The sequence below is a fragment of the Klebsiella sp. PK18 genome, assembly GCF_057784655.1.
On sequence record NZ_CM173493.1, the window covers coordinates 3,530,583 to 3,545,950 of the forward strand.

The following is a 15,368-nucleotide window of genomic DNA, read 5'->3' on the forward strand; positions in this document are numbered from 1 at the left end:
GCAAAAGCCCTGCGCCGACACGACCCCATGCACCCTGATTGCGCATGACTGCCGTTTTTTCGTGCACTGATTTTGACCATCCAGTCCACTTTTTTATCGTCCTTTTTAGCAACTCAAAAGTAACACATTAATAACATTAGCATTTATAAAACTGGCATCGCCTTTGCTTTACCTTTTCTGCGAGGTGGTCCAGGGAGAGGCAGGATGCCGCACCATCGCAACCCATCTTCCATGACTGCAGAGAGGTAGGTATGAAAATTGGTGTTTTCGTTCCCATTGGCAACAACGGCTGGCTGATCTCCACCCATGCCCCGCAGTATATGCCGACCTTTGAACTGAATAAGGCCATCGTGCAGAAGGCCGAGCACTACCATTTCGACTTCGCGCTCTCCATGATCAAACTGCGCGGCTTCGGCGGGAAAACTGAATTCTGGGATCACAACCTGGAGTCCTTCACCCTGATGGCCGGCCTGGCCGCGGTGACCTCGAAGATCCAGATCTACGCCACCGCCGCCACCCTGACGCTGCCGCCGGCGATTGTCGCCCGGATGGCCTCCACTATCGACTCCATCTCCGGCGGCCGGTTTGGCGTCAATCTGGTGACCGGCTGGCAAAAACCGGAATATGACCAGATGGGCATGTGGCCGGGAGATGACTATTTCGCCAGCCGCTATGACTATCTCACCGAATACGTCCAGGTGCTCCGTGACCTGTGGGGCACCGGGCGCAGCGATTTCAAAGGCGACTACTTCACCATGAACGACTGCCGTGTCAGCCCGCGCCCGTCGCAGCCGATGAAGGTGATCTGCGCCGGGCAGAGCGATGCCGGGATGGCCTTCTCCGCCCAGCATGCGGACTACAACTTTTGCTTTGGCAAAGGGGTCAACACGCCAACGGCCTTTGCCCCGACCGCCGCACGCATGATGCAGGCGGCGGAAAAAACCGGCCGCGACGTGGGGTCCTATGTGCTGTTCATGGTGATCGCCGACGAAACCGACGAGGCGGCGCGCGCCAAATGGGAACATTACAAAGCGGGCGCCGATGAAGAAGCGCTGGCGTGGCTCACCGAGCAGAGTCAGAAAGATACCCGCTCCGGCAGCGATACCAACGTGCGCCAGATGGCCGACCCCACCTCGGCGGTCAACATTAACATGGGCACCCTGGTCGGATCGTATGCCAGCGTCGCGCGGATGCTCGATGAAGTGGCGAGCGTGCCCGGCACCGACGGCGTGCTGCTGACCTTTGATGATTTTCTTGCCGGCATCGACGCCTTTGGCGAACGCATTCAGCCGCTGATGCGCTGCCGGGACCACATTGCTCCTGTTACCCGTGAGGTGGCCTGATGATTACCCTTCCCGCTCGCCCGGAATCCCTGACCTTCGCGCCGCAGCAGAGCGCGCTGATTGTGGTCGATATGCAGAACGCCTACGCCAGCCAGGGCGGTTATCTGGATCTCGCCGGCTTTGACGTCTCCGCTACCCGGCCGGTTATCGACAATATTAATACCGCCGTCGCCGCCGCTCGCGCCGCGGGTATGTTGATTATCTGGTTCCAGAATGGCTGGGATGACCAGTATGTTGAAGCCGGCGGCCCGGGCTCGCCGAACTATCACAAATCCAACGCGCTGAAAACGATGCGTCAGCGTCCGGAGCTGCAGGGCAAGCTGCTGGCGAAAGGCGGCTGGGATTATCAGCTGGTGGACGAGCTGACGCCGCAGGAAGGCGATATCGTGTTGCCGAAACCGCGCTACAGCGGCTTCTTTAACACCCCGCTCGACAGCATTTTGCGCAGCCGCGGCATACGCCACCTGGTGTTCACCGGGATCGCCACCAACGTCTGCGTCGAATCGACGCTGCGCGATGGCTTCTTTCTCGAATACTTCGGCATCGTGCTGGAGGATGCCACCCATCAGGCCGGCCCGGCCTTCGCCCAGCAGGCGGCGCTGTTCAATATTGAAACCTTTTTCGGCTGGGTCAGCGACGTCGAGAGCTTCTGCCACGCGCTGTCCCCCGCCGCCCCGCTGGCTTTAGCCAAGGAGAAACGTTATGCCTAAACAGGTGATTATTCCGCCAGGCACCACCGCGCCGATTGCCCCCTTTGTTCCGGGGACGCTCGCCGACGGGGTGGTCTACGTCTCGGGCACCCTGCCGTTTGATAAGCAAAACAATGTGGTGCACATCGGCGACCCAAAGGCGCAAACCCGCCACGTGCTGGAGACCATCAGGAGCGTTATCGAAACGGCGGGCGGGAGTATGGCGGATGTGACTTTCAACAGCATCTTTATCACCGACTGGACAAATTACGCCGCGATTAACGAGGTCTACGCCGAGTTCTTCCCCGGCGATAAACCGGCGCGCTTCTGCATTCAGTGCGGACTGGTGAAGCCCGATGCGCTGGTGGAAATCGCCAGCGTCGCCCATATCGGTACCCCGACATGATGAGGCTCAATATTGCTCCGGCTCCGTGGCCCGGCGCGCCGGTGGTGGTCCTCAGCGCCGGTCTGGGCGGGGGCGGCGGCTACTGGCTGGCGCAGCGCGCGGCGCTGGAGGAACAGTATCAGCTGGTGAGTTATGACCATAACGGGACCGGGGAGAACGCCGGTCCGCTGCCCGCCGACTACAGCCTGGCGACGATGGCCGGGGAGCTGTTCAGCGCTCTGCAAGCGGCGGGGATCGCCCGCTTCGCGCTGGTGGGCCACGCCCTGGGGGCGCTGATTGGCCTGCAGCTGGCGCTCGATCGCCCCGAGGCGGTGAGCGCCCTGGCGCTGGTCAACGGCTGGCTGTCGCTGTCGCCGCATACCCGCCGCTGCTTCCAGGTGCGCGAGCGTCTGCTGCATGCCGGCGGCGCACAGGCGTGGGTCGAAGCGCAGCCGCTATTTCTCTACCCGGCGGAATGGATGGCCGCGCGCCTGCCGCGCCTCGAAGCGGAAGATGCGCTTGCCATCAGCCATTTTCAGGGCAAAGAGAATCTGCTGAAGCGGCTACAGGCCCTGAAGCAGGCTGATTTTTCACGCCGTGCGTCGGCCATCGCCTGCCCGACGCTGATTATCAGCGCCGCTGACGACCTGCTGGTCCCCGCCTCCTGCTCCCGCGTGCTGCAGACGGCGATCCCCGGCAGCCAGCTCGTGGAAATGCCGTGGGGCGGACATGCCTGTAACGTCACCGACGCCGATACCTTTAATACCATTTTACGCGACGGGCTGTCCGCTATGCTGCCGGTCGCCAGGGAGACCCGATGAACGACGCGATAAACCACACGGCCTGCGAGACGCTGTTTACCCAGGCCCGGACCCACAACGGCTGGCTGGATAAGCCGGTGAGCGATGCGCAGCTGCAGGCCGTCTGGGACCTGATGAAAATGGGGCCGACTTCCGCCAACTGTTCTCCAGCGCGCATCGTGTTCGTGCGCAGCGCGGAAGGCAAAGAGAAACTTCGCCCGACGCTCTCCAGCGGCAATCTGCAGAAAACCATGCAGGCGCCGGTGACCGCCATCGTGGCGTGGGATAGCGCCTTCTACGACCGGCTGCCGACCCTGTTTCCCCACGGTGACGCCCGCATCTGGTTTACCTCCAGCCCGCAGCTGGCGGAAGAGACCGCGTTTCGCAACAGCTCCCTGCAGGCGGCGTATCTGATTTTTGCCTGCCGGGCGCTGGGCCTCGACACCGGGCCAATGTCCGGTTTTGACCGGGAAAAAGTCGACGCGGCATTTTTTGCCGACAACGGCTGGAAAAGCAACCTGCTGGTGAACATCGGCTATGGCGACCCCGGCAAGCTGTACGGCCGCCTGCCGCGCCTGTCCTTTGATGAAGCCTGCCTGCTGGCATAAGGAGTTTACGATGGAGTTAACGGACAAAGCGAGTTTCCGTGACGCCATGGCCCACGTCGGCGCCGCGGTTAACATTATTACCACCGATGGCCCGGCGGGCCGGGCGGGGTTCACCGCCAGCGCGGTCTGCAGCGTTACCGACACGCCGCCGACCCTGCTGGTCTGCCTGAACCGCTCGGCTTCGGTGTGGCCGGTGTTCAGCGAACACCACACGCTGTGCGTCAATACCCTGGCGGCCGGACAGGAGGCCCTGTCGACACTGTTTGGCGGTAAAACGGCAATGGACGAGCGTTTTGCCGCCGCCGACTGGCAGACTGGCGCCACCGGCTGTCCGCGGCTGGAGGCGGCTCTGGTCAGCTTTGACTGCCGCATCGACCAGCGCGTCAGCGTCGGGACGCACGACATTCTGTTTTGTCACGTCGTGGCCATTACCCGTCACCCGGAGCCCCGGGGACTGATGTGGTTTGACCGCGGCTATCACACGCTTATGCGACCCGCTTGTTAACCTTTAACCCGGGATATCATCATGGCACTCTTCGATTTTCCTCGCTGGAAGCTGACCTCTCCTGCCGCCGAATCCGGCGTTGTCGCCCCCGATGAACGCTTGTCGGCCGGGCAAACGCTGGTGATGGGCGTGCAGCACGCCGTTGCGATGTTCGGCGCGACGGTGCTGATGCCGTTGTTGATGGGGCTCGACCCGAACCTGTCTATTCTGATGTCGGGCGTCGGCACCCTGCTGTTCTTTGTCGTCACCGGCGGACGGGTGCCGAGCTATCTCGGCTCCAGCGCCGCTTTTGTCGGGGTGGTGATCGCCATTACCGGCTTTAACGGCCAGGGGCTGAACCCTCATCTGAGCGTCGCCCTTGGCGGGATCATCGCCTGCGGGCTGGTCTACACCCTGATTGGTCTGGTGGTGATGAAGATCGGCACCCGCTGGATCGAGCGCCTGATGCCGCCGGTGGTGACCGGCGCGGTGGTGATGGCTATCGGCCTGAACCTGGCGCCGATTGCCGTGCGCAGCGTCTCCGCCAGCGCCTTCGACAGCTGGATGGCGGTGTTAACTGTGCTCTGCATCGGCATAGTGGCGGTATTTACCCGCGGGATGCTGCAGCGACTGCTGATCCTGGTCGGCCTGATCGTCGCCTGCGCGCTGTACGCCCTGCTGGCTAACGGCCTGGGCCTTGGCAAACCGCTGGACTTCTCCCCCCTCGCCCAGGCGGCGTGGTTCGGGCTGCCGCACTTTACCACCCCATCCTTTAACGGCCAGGCGATGATGTTGATTGCGCCGGTCGCGGTGATCCTGGTGGCCGAGAACCTCGGGCACCTGAAGGCCGTCGCCGGGATGACCGGGCGCAATATGGACCCGTACATGGGGCGCGCCTTCGTCGGCGACGGGCTGGCGACCATGCTCTCCGGTTCGGTGGGCGGCAGCGGGGTCACCACCTATGCGGAGAACATCGGCGTCATGGCGGTGACCAAGGTCTACTCAACGCTGGTGTTTGTCGCCGCGGCGCTGATTGCCATGCTGTTGGGTTTCTCGCCGAAGTTCGGCGCATTAATCCACACCATTCCCGGGCCGGTGATCGGCGGCGCCTCGATCGTGGTCTTTGGCTTAATTGCCGTCGCCGGGGCGCGGATCTGGGTGCAAAACCGGGTGGATCTGAGTCAAAACAGCAATTTGATCATGGTGTCGGTGACCCTGGTGCTGGGCGCCGGCGATTTCGCGCTGTCGCTGGGCGGCTTTACGCTGGGCGGGATTGGCACGGCCACCTTCGGGGCGATCCTGCTGCACGCGCTGCTTCATCGCGGGACGCGCGAGGCGAAGGAGGCCAGGGTAACGCCGGTGTAAGCCACATTAGCGCGGCGTTGGCGCAGGGAGCGGTGTGGGCCTGGGTGGTGTGATCCTGTAGGCCGGATAAGGCATTTATGCCGCCATCCGGCACCACCACGGGCACGGAACCTGACCGCCCGGCGGCGCTGCGCTTGCCGGGCCTGGAGACTGCCACGGCCTTCCGGGAAGGTCTCAGCGATTTTGAGGCCGTCAGCACCGGCAGTTTCAGCAACAATGGTGAATAAATTAACGGCAGGTCGTACGAACGTAGGCCGGGTAAGGCGCAGCCGCCACCCGGCATAAAAGCGACGCCGTGCCTAGAGCCATCGCCCGGCGGCGCTGCGCTTGCGCGGGCCTGGAGACAATCAGAGCCGGACGAGTACCAGCCAGGATAAGCGCCGCTGTCGGGTCAGAAGGAAAATATTATGGCTCGCGGCGATCGGCCAGGTCCGTGAGCGGCTGCGCATCGTCGTTTGTGGAAACCTGCGGCGGCGACTTGCGCTTCCACTTCAGCTCGCTCACCAGCACCCCCGCGAGGATCAAAACGCAGCCGAGCAGGGCCAGCAGCGGCAGACGCTCACCGGCCAGCCGGCCAAAAATACCGGCCCATACCGGTTCACCGGTATAAATAAGGGTGGCCCGCGTCGGCGAGACGCTGCGCTGCGCCCAGTTCATGGTCACCTGAATGATCGCGCTGAAAATCCCCAGCCCCAGCGCGACGCCGAGCAGGGCCGGCGTCAACGACGGCACCGATTCACCTGCCGGCTTCATGGCGGCGAAAGCCACCAGCGACGCGGTCGCCAGCTGCACCACCGTCACCCGGCGGACATCGACTTTTCCGGCCCAGGCGCTGATAAGGATAATCTCCGCCGCGATCGCCACCGCGCTTGCCAGAGTGATCATCTCCCCCACGCCAAGCGCCAGCAGATTATTTTCCGGCCCGGCCAGCAGAATTAAACCAATAAAGGCCAGCACAATCCCCACGCAGGACATCACCCCCGGCATACGTCCCAGGCACAGCCACTGCAGCAGCGGCACCAGCGGCACATACATCGCGGTGATAAAGGCAGATTTACTGCTGGAGATGGTCTGTAGTCCCCAGGTCTGCAGGCCATACCCCAGCGCAATCGCCACGCCAATCGCTACCCCGGCCTTCACCTCCAGCCACGTCAGACCGCGCAGAGTGCGCAGCGAAAGCAGGCCCACCGCCAGCGCGGCGGTCGCGAAACGCAAACCGACAAAAAACAGCGGCCCGCTGAGGCTCACCGCGTACTGTACGGCAAGGAACGTCCCTCCCCAGAACATGGTGATCATGATAAGGAGCGCTTCCTGGCGGCTAACGGAGAATTTTAACGAAGACATAAGACAGCCATGACGATTAACGGGCGACCAGTGTGCAATCCGCCCGGCGGGAGCGCAACCACCGACAGATAAAAAAACCGCCGGCAGATGCCGGCGGCGAGGGCGATGCGGTTGGGTCGGGGAGATTAACGCCGCATCAAAGAGAACAGTGCGAGTCGCGCGTTAACTTTCACGACTACCATGACTGTTTTTACCCCCTTTTTTGCCAGCCTCTGAGGCGCGCTGAGGGTCATTTTTAAAATTCCCCCCGCTATGCTGGCCACCTTTACGTCCTGCTTCTGATGCTCTTTCACGGTCTTCAGCAAAGTTGCCCGAACCGCCACGATGGTTTGCCATTACTGACCTCCATTAGGTTAGACATCATAGTGCATTACGCGGGAGCGGCGACGCCGCTGTCCTGCCGCGTATCTATAAGGTTAGTGAATGACTGCGGCTGACGGCGGCGAATGTAATATCCAGAAACAAAGCCAGGCGAAAAAAGCTTCCTCGCGCCGCGAACAGCTTCTAACCGACTCTGCTGGCGAAGAAAAAATAGTCAGCAAAAATGTATCCTGATGCTACATCCTCGCCGCAGCGGCCAAAATAGCAGGCGCAACGCTTCCTCCTTCACTTCCTTTCAGGCCGCGCGGTGCAAGGAAAAGTAAATAACGCTTTGTCATTTTGTTATAAATCAAACAAATGCCCGTTGGATTTGCACTCTCCGGCGGAGGCTTTATCTTTAAAGGTACCAGCTATTTTGCTGGCTTATAATGCAACCGAGGAGTGATGGAAATGGCTAAAATTCTGGTGCTTTATTATTCCATGTATGGACACATTGAAACCATGGCTCACGCCGTCGCCGATGGGGCGAACCGGGTGGACGGCGTTGAGGTGGTTGTGAAGCGCGTGCCGGAAACCATGCAGGCTGAAGCATTCGCCAAAGCAGGCGGGAAAACGCAAAACGCGCCCGTCGCCACGCCGCAGGAGCTGGCAGAGTATGACGCCATCATCTTTGGTACCCCGACGCGCTTCGGCAACATGTCCGGTCAGATGCGTACTTTCCTCGATCAAACCGGCGGTCTGTGGGCGTCCGGCGCTCTGTATGGCAAAATCGCCAGCGTATTTAGCTCAACCGGTACCGGCGGCGGCCAGGAACAAACCATTACCTCGACCTGGACGACGCTGGCCCACCACGGCATGATCATCGTCCCGATCGGCTATGGCGCCCAGGAGCTATTCGATATCTCCCAGGTACGCGGCGGTACCCCTTATGGCGCAACCACCATCGCCGGCGGCGACGGCTCGCGGCAGCCGAGCGAGGAAGAGTTAGCCATCGCCCGCTATCAGGGTGAACATGTCGCCAAACTGGCCGTTAAACTGCACGGCTAATCTTCTGCAGGAGGAGCACTATGCCAACTCAAGAAGCAAAAGCACATCGCGTCGGCGAATGGGCAAGTTTACGTAACACCTCACCGGAAATTGCCGAGGCGATTTTCGAAGTCGCCCACTACGATGAGAAACTGGCGGAGCAAATCTGGGAGGAAGGCAGCGACGAAGTGCTGGCGCTGGCCTTTGCCAAAACCGATAAAGACAGCCTGTTCTGGGGCGAACAGACGATTGAGCGTAAAAACGTCTAGGAGGTTTATCCCCACCTGGGCTCATCCTAACCTGCTAAAAAAACCCGGAGTGCTCCGGGTTTTTTTCGTTATTTCGCCGCCTCGTTGATCACCTTTTTAAAGGTCTCCAGCGGGCAGAATCCCTGGTCATCAACCGGACAGCCGTTAAGCGCCAGAGTGACCCGCTGCGGCGGGGCCTGCAGGGTTAACGCGTCGGCGTTACGCAGTTGCTCGGTACTTTGATAGACATACTCAATCTTCATCAGATCGAGATTGCCGGCGCTGTCATGCCAGCGCTGAAACAGCAGTTTGCCGCCGATAGGAGTGCGCTCATACTGGCCGGGAAGTTGATAGGGCTTAAAGTCCAGGGCGGTGAGCAGCGAAGCGATATTCGAGTCGTGTCCCACCAGCAGCGTGACTTTCGCCTTGCTGGCTCCCTCGCCCACCAGCGCGTTATCGATATATTTAACCAGCGGTTTGGCGACGTTTTGCGCCACCGCCACCGAGGTAAACAGACTATCCTGATAGCCATTTTTCAGCTTCGACAGCACTTGCCACTGCTTATCGCTGGCGATCTCCCCCCACGCCACCTGATCTTTCGGGAAGCCTTCATAATATTGCAGGGTGAAGGCGTCTACCAGCGAGTTGCCCACCTTCAACGGTCCGGACACTCCCGGCTCCTGCTGATAACCGGCGCTAAAGGTATCTTTACCCTCGCTCAGGGAACAGACCTTCTTCTCTTTGCAGGAGGGCGAGTTGCGGTAATCGATCATCGTCTCCAGCAGCTTGTAGCTCTCGGTCAACTGCATTCCCTGGCGCTCTTTTTCCATCGCCTGCAGCGCTTTCTCGCGAAACGCCGGGGAGTCGTCGGTAATAACCGGGTTGAAGGTCGGGTCCATGGTGCCCATCTGAGGCTGGTGATGCACCGGGATGCCGCAGCCCGGGAACGCGCCGGTGATAAAGAACTGCGCGGTGGCGACGGTACGCTGCAGGCTGTTGGCATAGGCGTAAACCGCGTTTTCCGGTGGGCACTCGCCGCTGGTCACCAGCTTCTGCTGCGCCAGCCATTCGCGCATATAGTGGCCCATATACACCTCCAGCACGCCGCCTTTGGTGGTCAGCTGGCCGCCCGGCACATCCCACTGCGGCCAGGCCTTGGCGGTGGACTGCTCGAGCACGCTGCCGTTATTGGCCAGCGGCGCACGCAGGTTGTGACGGCTCATGATCAGCACCTGCTGCAGCTGATACCCCTCCGGGGCGGCCGAGTCCTGCGCCTGAGCGCCAGCGGATAACATCACCGCGCCGGCAACGGCGGCGGCAAGTAGACGTTTTTTCATCCCTTCATCCTTAGTCGTTTATTATCATCGCGTTAATTGTGACGGATTTATGACATTTTTCCTGGTAATCGCTCGCAAACTTAGACCGTAGCCGAAAATTTCCCCTGCCGGGCAAAGAGTTTTATAATGAAACAATTAACCTGGAGGCTTTCGTGAAACGTACCCGTCTGGAAAACAGCTGTTGCCCTATCGCCCGCTCCCTCGATGTTATCGGCGACTGGTGGTCGCTGCTGATCGTCCGCGATGCTCTACGCGGGGTGCGCCGGTTTAGCGAATTCCAGAAAAACCTCGGTATTGCCAAAAACATGCTCGCCGGGCGGCTGAAAATGCTGGTGGATGAAGGCATCCTGCGCCTGCAGCCGGCCTCCGATGGCAGCGCCTGGCAGGAGTATGTCCTGACCGACAAGGGCCGTGCCCTGCAGACGGTGCTGGTCGCCCTCTCCCAGTGGGCAGACGACTATCTGTTCGAGCCCGACGAACCGGCGACCCGGCTCATTGACCGTCAGCAGCGCCAGCCCCTGCGTAAGCTGGTCCTGCAGGCGGCGGATGGCCGTGAGCTGGCCCCGGCAGACATCACCATCGCTATTCCGCTGAACGACTAAACGCTGCCCGCGGCAGGCAAAAATGAAAAAGTCCGGACAAAATGGTTGCATTATTAAACCTAATATCTCATGCTGAATTTGGTTTAATAATGCAACCTTTTACGAGGCAATTCTCATGACCCAACCATCGCACACTGCTTTTATCACTGGCGCGTCCTCAGGTATCGGCGCGATCTATGCCGAACGACTCGCCGCCCGCGGCTACAACCTGATCCTCGCCGCCCGTCGTGAAGACCGGCTGCTGGCGCTCGCCGACCAGCTGCAGGCGCGCTACGCCATCCAGGCCAGCATCCTCAAAGCCGATCTTAGCGAAGAGCACGGGATTGCCGCCGTAGAGCAGCGTCTGCAGCAGGATCCCGCCATCGACCTGTTCATTAACAACGCCGGCACCGCGAAAATGGCGGGTTTTCTCGCCAGTACGCCACGCGAGCATCAGGCGATTCATACGCTCAATACCACGGCGCTGCTGCGCCTGAGCTATGCCGCGCTGGCCGCTTTCATCCCACGACGCCGGGGAACGCTCATTAATATTGCCTCCATCCTCGCGCTACATACGCTGCCAGGTAGCGCGGTCTACAGCGCCAGTAAAGCCTGGGTGTTGAGCTTCACCCGCGGTCTGCAGGATGAGTTTGCCGACAGCGGCGTGCGTATTCAGGCGGTATTGCCGGCGGCGACCGCCACCGATCTCTGGCCGACCTCCGGCGTGGCGTTGAACGCCCTGCCCACCGGCACGGTGATGACCACAGAGGATCTGGTGGACGCCGCTCTCAGGGGACTGGAGATGGGGGAACAGGTCACCTTACCACCGGTTCATGACCTGGGACTGTGGGAGGCTTTTGAGCAGTCCAGACTGGCGCTGTTTACCAGCGCACGAACCGGACAGCCTGCGCCGCGGTATCGCTAAGCGGCACCTTGCGGCGGACATTACTCCGGTAGCGGAACCGCCGTCAGGGTACAAATGGCCTCGTGCTCGCCGCCGCGGCGATCGGTGATCACCACCTTATCGCCCGCTTTTTTGCCTTCACACGGCTTGAGGACCTGCTCCACGATCTGCTCGCGGCTCGCCTGACGTTCACTTTCAGCCTGGCTGGCAAAGGCAGACAGCGCCAGCACCACGCCCAGCAGGCTGAGGGATTTCTTATACATGACTGACTCTCAGATCGTTCTTATTCGCGGTCAGCGTAACCCGCTGTACGCCGCACTTCTGTAAAATCACTTAACGGAGTGTTACATCCTTTCAGGTGAAACCCGGGCGGTCACATTCCTGCGGGAAATATTTTATCACAACCCCGCCGCCGGATATTCTCGCGATGAGGCGTCATCTTTCAGACATATCCCGATGTTATCTTCAAACAGAGCCCTGTATCTTTTTCCCTTTCTAAACAGAATATTAGGTTGGTCTATGTCGGGTCTTATTCTCTTTATCGTCGCGGTGGCGCTGCTGGGCGTCGCCATCTACAGCCTGGTGTCGTACCTCAAAGAGCGGCGCGCCAGTCAGTTACCTGTCCATAAAAAGAAGAAATAATACCTTCCGTTCCCCGCCGTTTTCTGCTGATTTCTTTACCGTCCTGTACTGTCCCTTACCGAACCAAAAACCAAGGCAGGCCTGTGGGCCTGCCTTGGTTCAAGCGCAGCATCAAACGTTTATGACTCCCAGGCCTGCTCCGCTTTGGTGGCATCGAACTGCGGCGGCGGTTTACGGAAGCGTCGGGTCAGGTAAGCCAGGTACAGCAGGCCAAGCGCCGCCCACACCAGGCCGAGCGTTAGCGAGGTGGCCTCGAGGTTGATCCACAGCACGCCCACCGTCAACGCGCCGACCATCGGCAACAGCAGATAGTGCAGCCGATCCTTCCAGGTTTTGTTATACCCCTTGCGCCGCCAGAAGTGGTTGAACACCGACAGATTTACGAAGGTGAACGCCACCAGCGCGCCGAAGTTGATCAACGCCGTGGCGGTCACCAGGTCGAAGAACAGCGCCGACAGCGCGACAATACCCACCATAATCACGTTCAGCGCCGGGGTACGCCATTTCGGATGCACATAGCCAAAAATGCGCTCCGGGAAGACGTTGTCGCGGCCCATCACGTACAGCAGACGGGAGACGCTGGCATGCGAGGCCAGGCCCGATGCCAGGGTGTTAACAAAGGTGGTGCAGAGGAAAATCGACTGGAACAGCTTGCCGCCCACGTACAGCGCAATCTCCGGCAGCGCGGCATCGGGGTCTTTAAAGCGATGAATATCCGGGAAGAACAGCTGCATAAAGAACGACGCGACGATGAAAATAATGCCGCCGTACATCGCAGTAAGAAAAATCGCTTTCGGGATCACCCGTGCGGCGTCAGGGGTCTCTTCCGACAGCGTGGTCACCGCGTCGAAGCCGAGAAACGAGAAGCAGACAATCGTCGCGCCGGTAATAATCGGGATCAGATGCGCATTCTGGCTGATAAACGGCTGCAGCGACCAGACGGTCCCCACCCCCTCGCCTTTGTGCAGCCCCTGCACCACCAGAATGACAAACACCACCATGATCGAAATCTGCACGAGCACGAACAGGGTGTTGAAGTTGGCCACCAGGTTAACGCTTTTCAGGTTCGCGGCGGTCAGAATGGCGACAAAGGTGACCACCCACACCCATGGCGGCACCTCCGGGAACAGCGCCGAGAGATAGATCTTCGCCAGCAGGACGTTGATCATCGGCAGAAACAGATAATCGAGCAGCGACGACCAGCCGACCATAAAACCGACGTGCGGACTGATGGATTTTTGCGCGTAGGTATAGGCGGAACCGGCTTCCGGGAACTGACGCACCAGTTTGCCGTAGCTGATGGCGGTGAACAGCACCCCGGCCAGCGCCAACAGATAAGACGCCGGTACGTGGCCATTGCTGATGCCGGAGACGATGCCGAAGGTATCAAACACCGTCATCGGCGTCAGATAGGCCAGCCCCATCATCACCACTTGCCAGAGTTTGAGGGATTTACGCAGGCGTGGTCTGCCCGCCTGAGCGGCGTTATGCACAGGAAGATTAATAGCCATCGCCCATTCCCCCCTTGCTGTTAACAGTTTGCGGACCCAACGTCCGCGTGACAAACCTGCTTAGCAAAGGGGTAAGGCATAGATAAAAGGGTAAGACGGACCGGTGAGCGGTAGCTGGCTGGCATTCCATGCGGCCTGAGCGGCCTCCCTCTCCCTGCGGATATTTGAACATCTGCATCATCTCATTTCCTCGTCACACACTGTGTCGTTAACTGAAGCCCCGTTGCCGCCTGCGCTCCTTAACGCGACATCCGGGAAATGGCTGGGCTCCCAGCAAAAAGGACGACCAGGCTCCGCTCAGGCCGTATGATGCTACTGATTACCAAACTCATGGGCCCCTCGCGGGGCGACCATCAGGCGTTTTTCAACATCCACTCAATTTCGGTTTCTGTGATAAGACGCTCAAACTGCAGTAATTCATCATGCTTACAGGCATGGAAAACGTGGCAGAAACGCTCACCGAGGCGCTCGCGCAGATGATCGTTCTGCATAAACTCCCACAGCGCATCGCTCTGGCGGATCGGGAACGGCAGGCCCTCTTGTTCCAGACCGTTACCTTCCACCTCTTCCTGCAAAGGCAGCTGGGGGTTATCCAGCCCGTGCAGAATGCCGGCAAAAATCGCCGCCATCACCAGATACGGGTTGGCGTCCGCACCCGCCACGCGATACTCGACGCGGTGGTTCTGCCGCTCGCCGCACGGAATACGCAAGGCCACGGTGCGGTTGTTATGCCCCCACGAAGCCTGCGTCGGGACGTACATCCCCGGCTGGAAGCGGCGATACGAGTTCACGTTCGGCGCCAGCAGCGCCATCGAGGCCGGCATCAGATCGATCATCCCGGCCAGCGCGCGTTTGAGCAGCACAGAGTCTTCCCCGTCGCCGTCCACCAGCACGTTTTCCCCTTTATTGTTCAGCATGCTGATGTGGATGTGCATCCCGCTGCCCGCATGCTCTTCATAAGGCTTCGCCATAAAAGTGGCGTGCATCTTATGCTTCTCCGCCATTAAACGCACGAGACGTTTTAACGCCAGCGCATCATCGCAGGCATCCAGCACGTTATCGGTATGGTGAAGGTTGATTTCAAACTGGCCCGGCGAGGCTTCCGCCACCGCGCCGTCGGCGGGGATCAGCTGCAGTTTGGCCAGCTCGTCGATGTCATAAAGCACGTCGGCAAAGTGGTTCAGGTTATCGACGGAGTAGACCTGGCTTTGGGTGTTGCGATCGTCGGTGCCCGGCGCGCACGGCGGCTGGAGGTAGCCTTCGGCGTCGCGTTTGCGGTCCAGTAAATAGAACTCCAGCTCTACCGCTACCACGGGGAACAGCCCGCGCTGGCGCAACTGCTGCCAGAGGCGGTTGAGTACGTTCCGCGGCTCAACGTCAAAGGGAGCGCCATCTTCATCAACCATGGTCAGCTGTACCTGGGCTATCGATTGTGGGTCAGCCGCCGAAGGCGTTAAGGTGCCGGGTACCGGAATGCAGCTGCGATCCGGTTCGCCCATATCCTGACCCAGGCCGGCCTCTTCCACCACATTGCCAAGAATATCCATTGCAAACACCGAGGCCGGGAAATAACAGCCTTTCTCCAGTTTGCTCAGGCCGGCAACCGGAATGCGCTTGCCGCGGAAGCAGCCGTTCAGGTCGGTAAGGAGGACATCGACATACTGGGTATCGGGGTAGGTTTCGAGGTAGCGCTTCACTTCTTTCGCGAACGCGCTGACCCGTCTCTCTTCCGTCTGCTGAACAAAGTTCTCAACTTCTACGATATTGGTTTCCATGATTC

19 protein-coding genes are annotated in these 15,368 nt (G+C 60.0%); 13 read left to right on the plus strand and 6 right to left on the minus strand.

Going from position 1 to position 15,368, the window contains the following annotated elements:
- Positions 1–251: 251 nt before the first annotated feature.
- The 7 genes from rutA to rutG are packed head-to-tail and all read left to right on the plus strand — an operon-like array spanning position 252 to position 5,674.
- Positions 252–1,343, plus strand: coding sequence for a pyrimidine utilization protein A (gene rutA, locus AC3EMD_RS17345; RefSeq protein WP_004204507.1), 1,092 nt, complete (start codon positions 252–254; stop codon positions 1,341–1,343).
- Positions 1,343–2,053 carry a pyrimidine utilization protein B gene (gene rutB / locus AC3EMD_RS17350; protein ID WP_004176609.1) on the plus strand — a complete coding sequence of 237 codons (711 nt, stop codon included), beginning with the start codon at positions 1,343–1,345 and terminating at the stop codon, positions 2,051–2,053. The genes rutA and rutB overlap by 1 nt, the downstream gene beginning before the upstream one ends.
- A complete protein-coding gene (gene rutC / locus AC3EMD_RS17355; protein ID WP_002898877.1) occupies positions 2,046–2,438 on the plus strand; it encodes a pyrimidine utilization protein C in 393 nt (130 codons plus the stop codon). The genes rutB and rutC overlap by 8 nt, the downstream gene beginning before the upstream one ends.
- Positions 2,435–3,238, plus strand: a complete 804-nt coding sequence (rutD, locus tag AC3EMD_RS17360) for a pyrimidine utilization protein D (RefSeq protein WP_004179289.1) — start codon at positions 2,435–2,437, stop codon at positions 3,236–3,238. Before rutC ends, rutD begins: the two co-directional genes overlap by 4 nt.
- Entirely contained in the window at positions 3,235–3,825 is a 591-nt protein-coding gene (locus tag AC3EMD_RS17365) for a malonic semialdehyde reductase (RefSeq protein ID WP_094641661.1), read from the plus strand. Before rutD ends, AC3EMD_RS17365 begins: the two co-directional genes overlap by 4 nt.
- A 10-nt stretch (positions 3,826–3,835) precedes the next feature.
- Positions 3,836–4,330: an NADH-dependent FMN reductase RutF gene (gene rutF, locus AC3EMD_RS17370; RefSeq protein WP_004176611.1), complete on the plus strand. Its 495-nt coding sequence runs from the start codon at positions 3,836–3,838 to the stop codon at positions 4,328–4,330.
- Positions 4,331–4,351: 21 nt separating this feature from the next.
- Positions 4,352–5,674 (plus strand): pyrimidine utilization transport protein G, encoded by a 1,323-nt coding sequence (gene rutG / locus AC3EMD_RS17375; RefSeq protein WP_004211313.1) that lies wholly within the window; start codon positions 4,352–4,354, stop codon positions 5,672–5,674.
- 405 nt (positions 5,675–6,079) lie between these two features.
- On the opposite strand, the gene AC3EMD_RS17380 is transcribed toward rutG, so the two are convergent.
- Both AC3EMD_RS17380 and AC3EMD_RS17385 read right to left on the minus strand, forming a co-directional pair.
- The gene (locus tag AC3EMD_RS17380) at positions 6,080–7,018 is read right to left on the minus strand and encodes a DMT family transporter (RefSeq protein WP_004183619.1); all 939 of its coding nucleotides are present in this window, start codon (positions 7,016–7,018) and stop codon (positions 6,080–6,082) included.
- Positions 7,019–7,180: 162 nt separating this feature from the next.
- Entirely contained in the window at positions 7,181–7,354 is a 174-nt protein-coding gene (locus tag AC3EMD_RS17385) for a con-10 family general stress protein (protein ID WP_002898708.1), read from the minus strand.
- 87 nt (positions 7,355–7,441) lie between these two features.
- On the opposite strand from AC3EMD_RS17385, the gene AC3EMD_RS17390 reads away from it, so the two are divergent.
- The 3 genes from AC3EMD_RS17390 (at position 7,442) to AC3EMD_RS17400 (ending at position 8,634) form a co-directional block, all read left to right on the plus strand.
- The gene (locus AC3EMD_RS17390) at positions 7,442–7,573 is read left to right on the plus strand and encodes a hypothetical protein (RefSeq protein ID WP_032409988.1); all 132 of its coding nucleotides are present in this window, start codon (positions 7,442–7,444) and stop codon (positions 7,571–7,573) included.
- Positions 7,574–7,789: 216 nt separating this feature from the next.
- Positions 7,790–8,386 (plus strand): NAD(P)H:quinone oxidoreductase, encoded by a 597-nt coding sequence (gene wrbA, locus AC3EMD_RS17395; RefSeq protein WP_002898704.1) that lies wholly within the window; start codon positions 7,790–7,792, stop codon positions 8,384–8,386.
- A 20-nt stretch (positions 8,387–8,406) separates the two neighbouring features.
- Positions 8,407–8,634, plus strand: coding sequence for a YccJ family protein (locus tag AC3EMD_RS17400; protein WP_002898701.1), 228 nt, complete (start codon positions 8,407–8,409; stop codon positions 8,632–8,634).
- A 68-nt stretch (positions 8,635–8,702) separates the two neighbouring features.
- Here the strand turns inward: AC3EMD_RS17400 and agp are convergent, their stop codons facing one another.
- Positions 8,703–9,950 carry a bifunctional glucose-1-phosphatase/inositol phosphatase gene (gene agp / locus AC3EMD_RS17405; RefSeq protein WP_302073618.1) on the minus strand — a complete coding sequence of 416 codons (1,248 nt, stop codon included), beginning with the start codon at positions 9,948–9,950 and terminating at the stop codon, positions 8,703–8,705.
- Positions 9,951–10,102: 152 nt separating this feature from the next.
- On the opposite strand from agp, the gene AC3EMD_RS17410 reads away from it, so the two are divergent.
- Entirely contained in the window at positions 10,103–10,552 is a 450-nt protein-coding gene (locus tag AC3EMD_RS17410; RefSeq protein ID WP_012542276.1) for a winged helix-turn-helix transcriptional regulator, read from the plus strand.
- 115 nt (positions 10,553–10,667) lie between these two features.
- Complete coding sequence (locus tag AC3EMD_RS17415; protein WP_008805931.1) at positions 10,668–11,456, plus strand: SDR family NAD(P)-dependent oxidoreductase; 789 nt, start codon at positions 10,668–10,670, stop codon at positions 11,454–11,456.
- Between the two features lie 20 nt (positions 11,457–11,476).
- Here the strand turns inward: AC3EMD_RS17415 and AC3EMD_RS17420 are convergent, their stop codons facing one another.
- Positions 11,477–11,698, minus strand: coding sequence for a hypothetical protein (locus AC3EMD_RS17420; protein ID WP_008805930.1), 222 nt, complete (start codon positions 11,696–11,698; stop codon positions 11,477–11,479).
- Between the two features lie 256 nt (positions 11,699–11,954).
- On the opposite strand from AC3EMD_RS17420, the gene AC3EMD_RS17425 reads away from it, so the two are divergent.
- Positions 11,955–12,077, plus strand: coding sequence for a small membrane protein (locus tag AC3EMD_RS17425; protein ID WP_002898600.1), 123 nt, complete (start codon positions 11,955–11,957; stop codon positions 12,075–12,077).
- A 119-nt stretch (positions 12,078–12,196) separates the two neighbouring features.
- Here the strand turns inward: AC3EMD_RS17425 and AC3EMD_RS17430 are convergent, their stop codons facing one another.
- Positions 12,197–13,588, minus strand: coding sequence for an APC family permease (locus AC3EMD_RS17430; protein ID WP_071582675.1), 1,392 nt, complete (start codon positions 13,586–13,588; stop codon positions 12,197–12,199).
- A 353-nt stretch (positions 13,589–13,941) separates the two neighbouring features.
- Positions 13,942–15,363, minus strand: coding sequence for a glutamine synthetase family protein (locus tag AC3EMD_RS17435; protein ID WP_008805927.1), 1,422 nt, complete (start codon positions 15,361–15,363; stop codon positions 13,942–13,944).
- Positions 15,364–15,368 lie beyond the last annotated feature (5 nt).

Bases quoted from the DNA above. Each gene is read 5' to 3' on its own strand.
- AC3EMD_RS17420 (WP_008805930.1), bottom strand. From the start codon at position 11,698: ATGTATAAGAAATCCCTCAGCCTGCTGGGCGTGGTGCTGGCGCTGTCT.
- AC3EMD_RS17430 (WP_071582675.1), bottom strand. From the start codon at position 13,588: ATGGCTATTAATCTTCCTGTGCATAACGCCGCTCAGGCGGGCAGACCA.
- AC3EMD_RS17365 (WP_094641661.1), top strand. From the start codon at position 3,235: ATGAACGACGCGATAAACCACACGGCCTGCGAGACGCTGTTTACCCAG.
- rutC (WP_002898877.1), top strand. From the start codon at position 2,046: ATGCCTAAACAGGTGATTATTCCGCCAGGCACCACCGCGCCGATTGCC.
- AC3EMD_RS17380 (WP_004183619.1), bottom strand. From the start codon at position 7,018: ATGTCTTCGTTAAAATTCTCCGTTAGCCGCCAGGAAGCGCTCCTTATC.
- AC3EMD_RS17390 (WP_032409988.1), top strand. From the start codon at position 7,442: ATGACTGCGGCTGACGGCGGCGAATGTAATATCCAGAAACAAAGCCAG.
- agp (WP_302073618.1), bottom strand. From the start codon at position 9,950: ATGAAAAAACGTCTACTTGCCGCCGCCGTTGCCGGCGCGGTGATGTTA.
- rutG (WP_004211313.1), top strand. From the start codon at position 4,352: ATGGCACTCTTCGATTTTCCTCGCTGGAAGCTGACCTCTCCTGCCGCC.
- rutD (WP_004179289.1), top strand. From the start codon at position 2,435: ATGATGAGGCTCAATATTGCTCCGGCTCCGTGGCCCGGCGCGCCGGTG.
- AC3EMD_RS17435 (WP_008805927.1), bottom strand. From the start codon at position 15,363: ATGGAAACCAATATCGTAGAAGTTGAGAACTTTGTTCAGCAGACGGAA.
- rutB (WP_004176609.1), top strand. From the start codon at position 1,343: ATGATTACCCTTCCCGCTCGCCCGGAATCCCTGACCTTCGCGCCGCAG.
- AC3EMD_RS17415 (WP_008805931.1), top strand. From the start codon at position 10,668: ATGACCCAACCATCGCACACTGCTTTTATCACTGGCGCGTCCTCAGGT.
- AC3EMD_RS17385 (WP_002898708.1), bottom strand. From the start codon at position 7,354: ATGGCAAACCATCGTGGCGGTTCGGGCAACTTTGCTGAAGACCGTGAA.
- rutF (WP_004176611.1), top strand. From the start codon at position 3,836: ATGGAGTTAACGGACAAAGCGAGTTTCCGTGACGCCATGGCCCACGTC.
- rutA (WP_004204507.1), top strand. From the start codon at position 252: ATGAAAATTGGTGTTTTCGTTCCCATTGGCAACAACGGCTGGCTGATC.
- wrbA (WP_002898704.1), top strand. From the start codon at position 7,790: ATGGCTAAAATTCTGGTGCTTTATTATTCCATGTATGGACACATTGAA.
- AC3EMD_RS17425 (WP_002898600.1), top strand. From the start codon at position 11,955: ATGTCGGGTCTTATTCTCTTTATCGTCGCGGTGGCGCTGCTGGGCGTC.
- AC3EMD_RS17400 (WP_002898701.1), top strand. From the start codon at position 8,407: ATGCCAACTCAAGAAGCAAAAGCACATCGCGTCGGCGAATGGGCAAGT.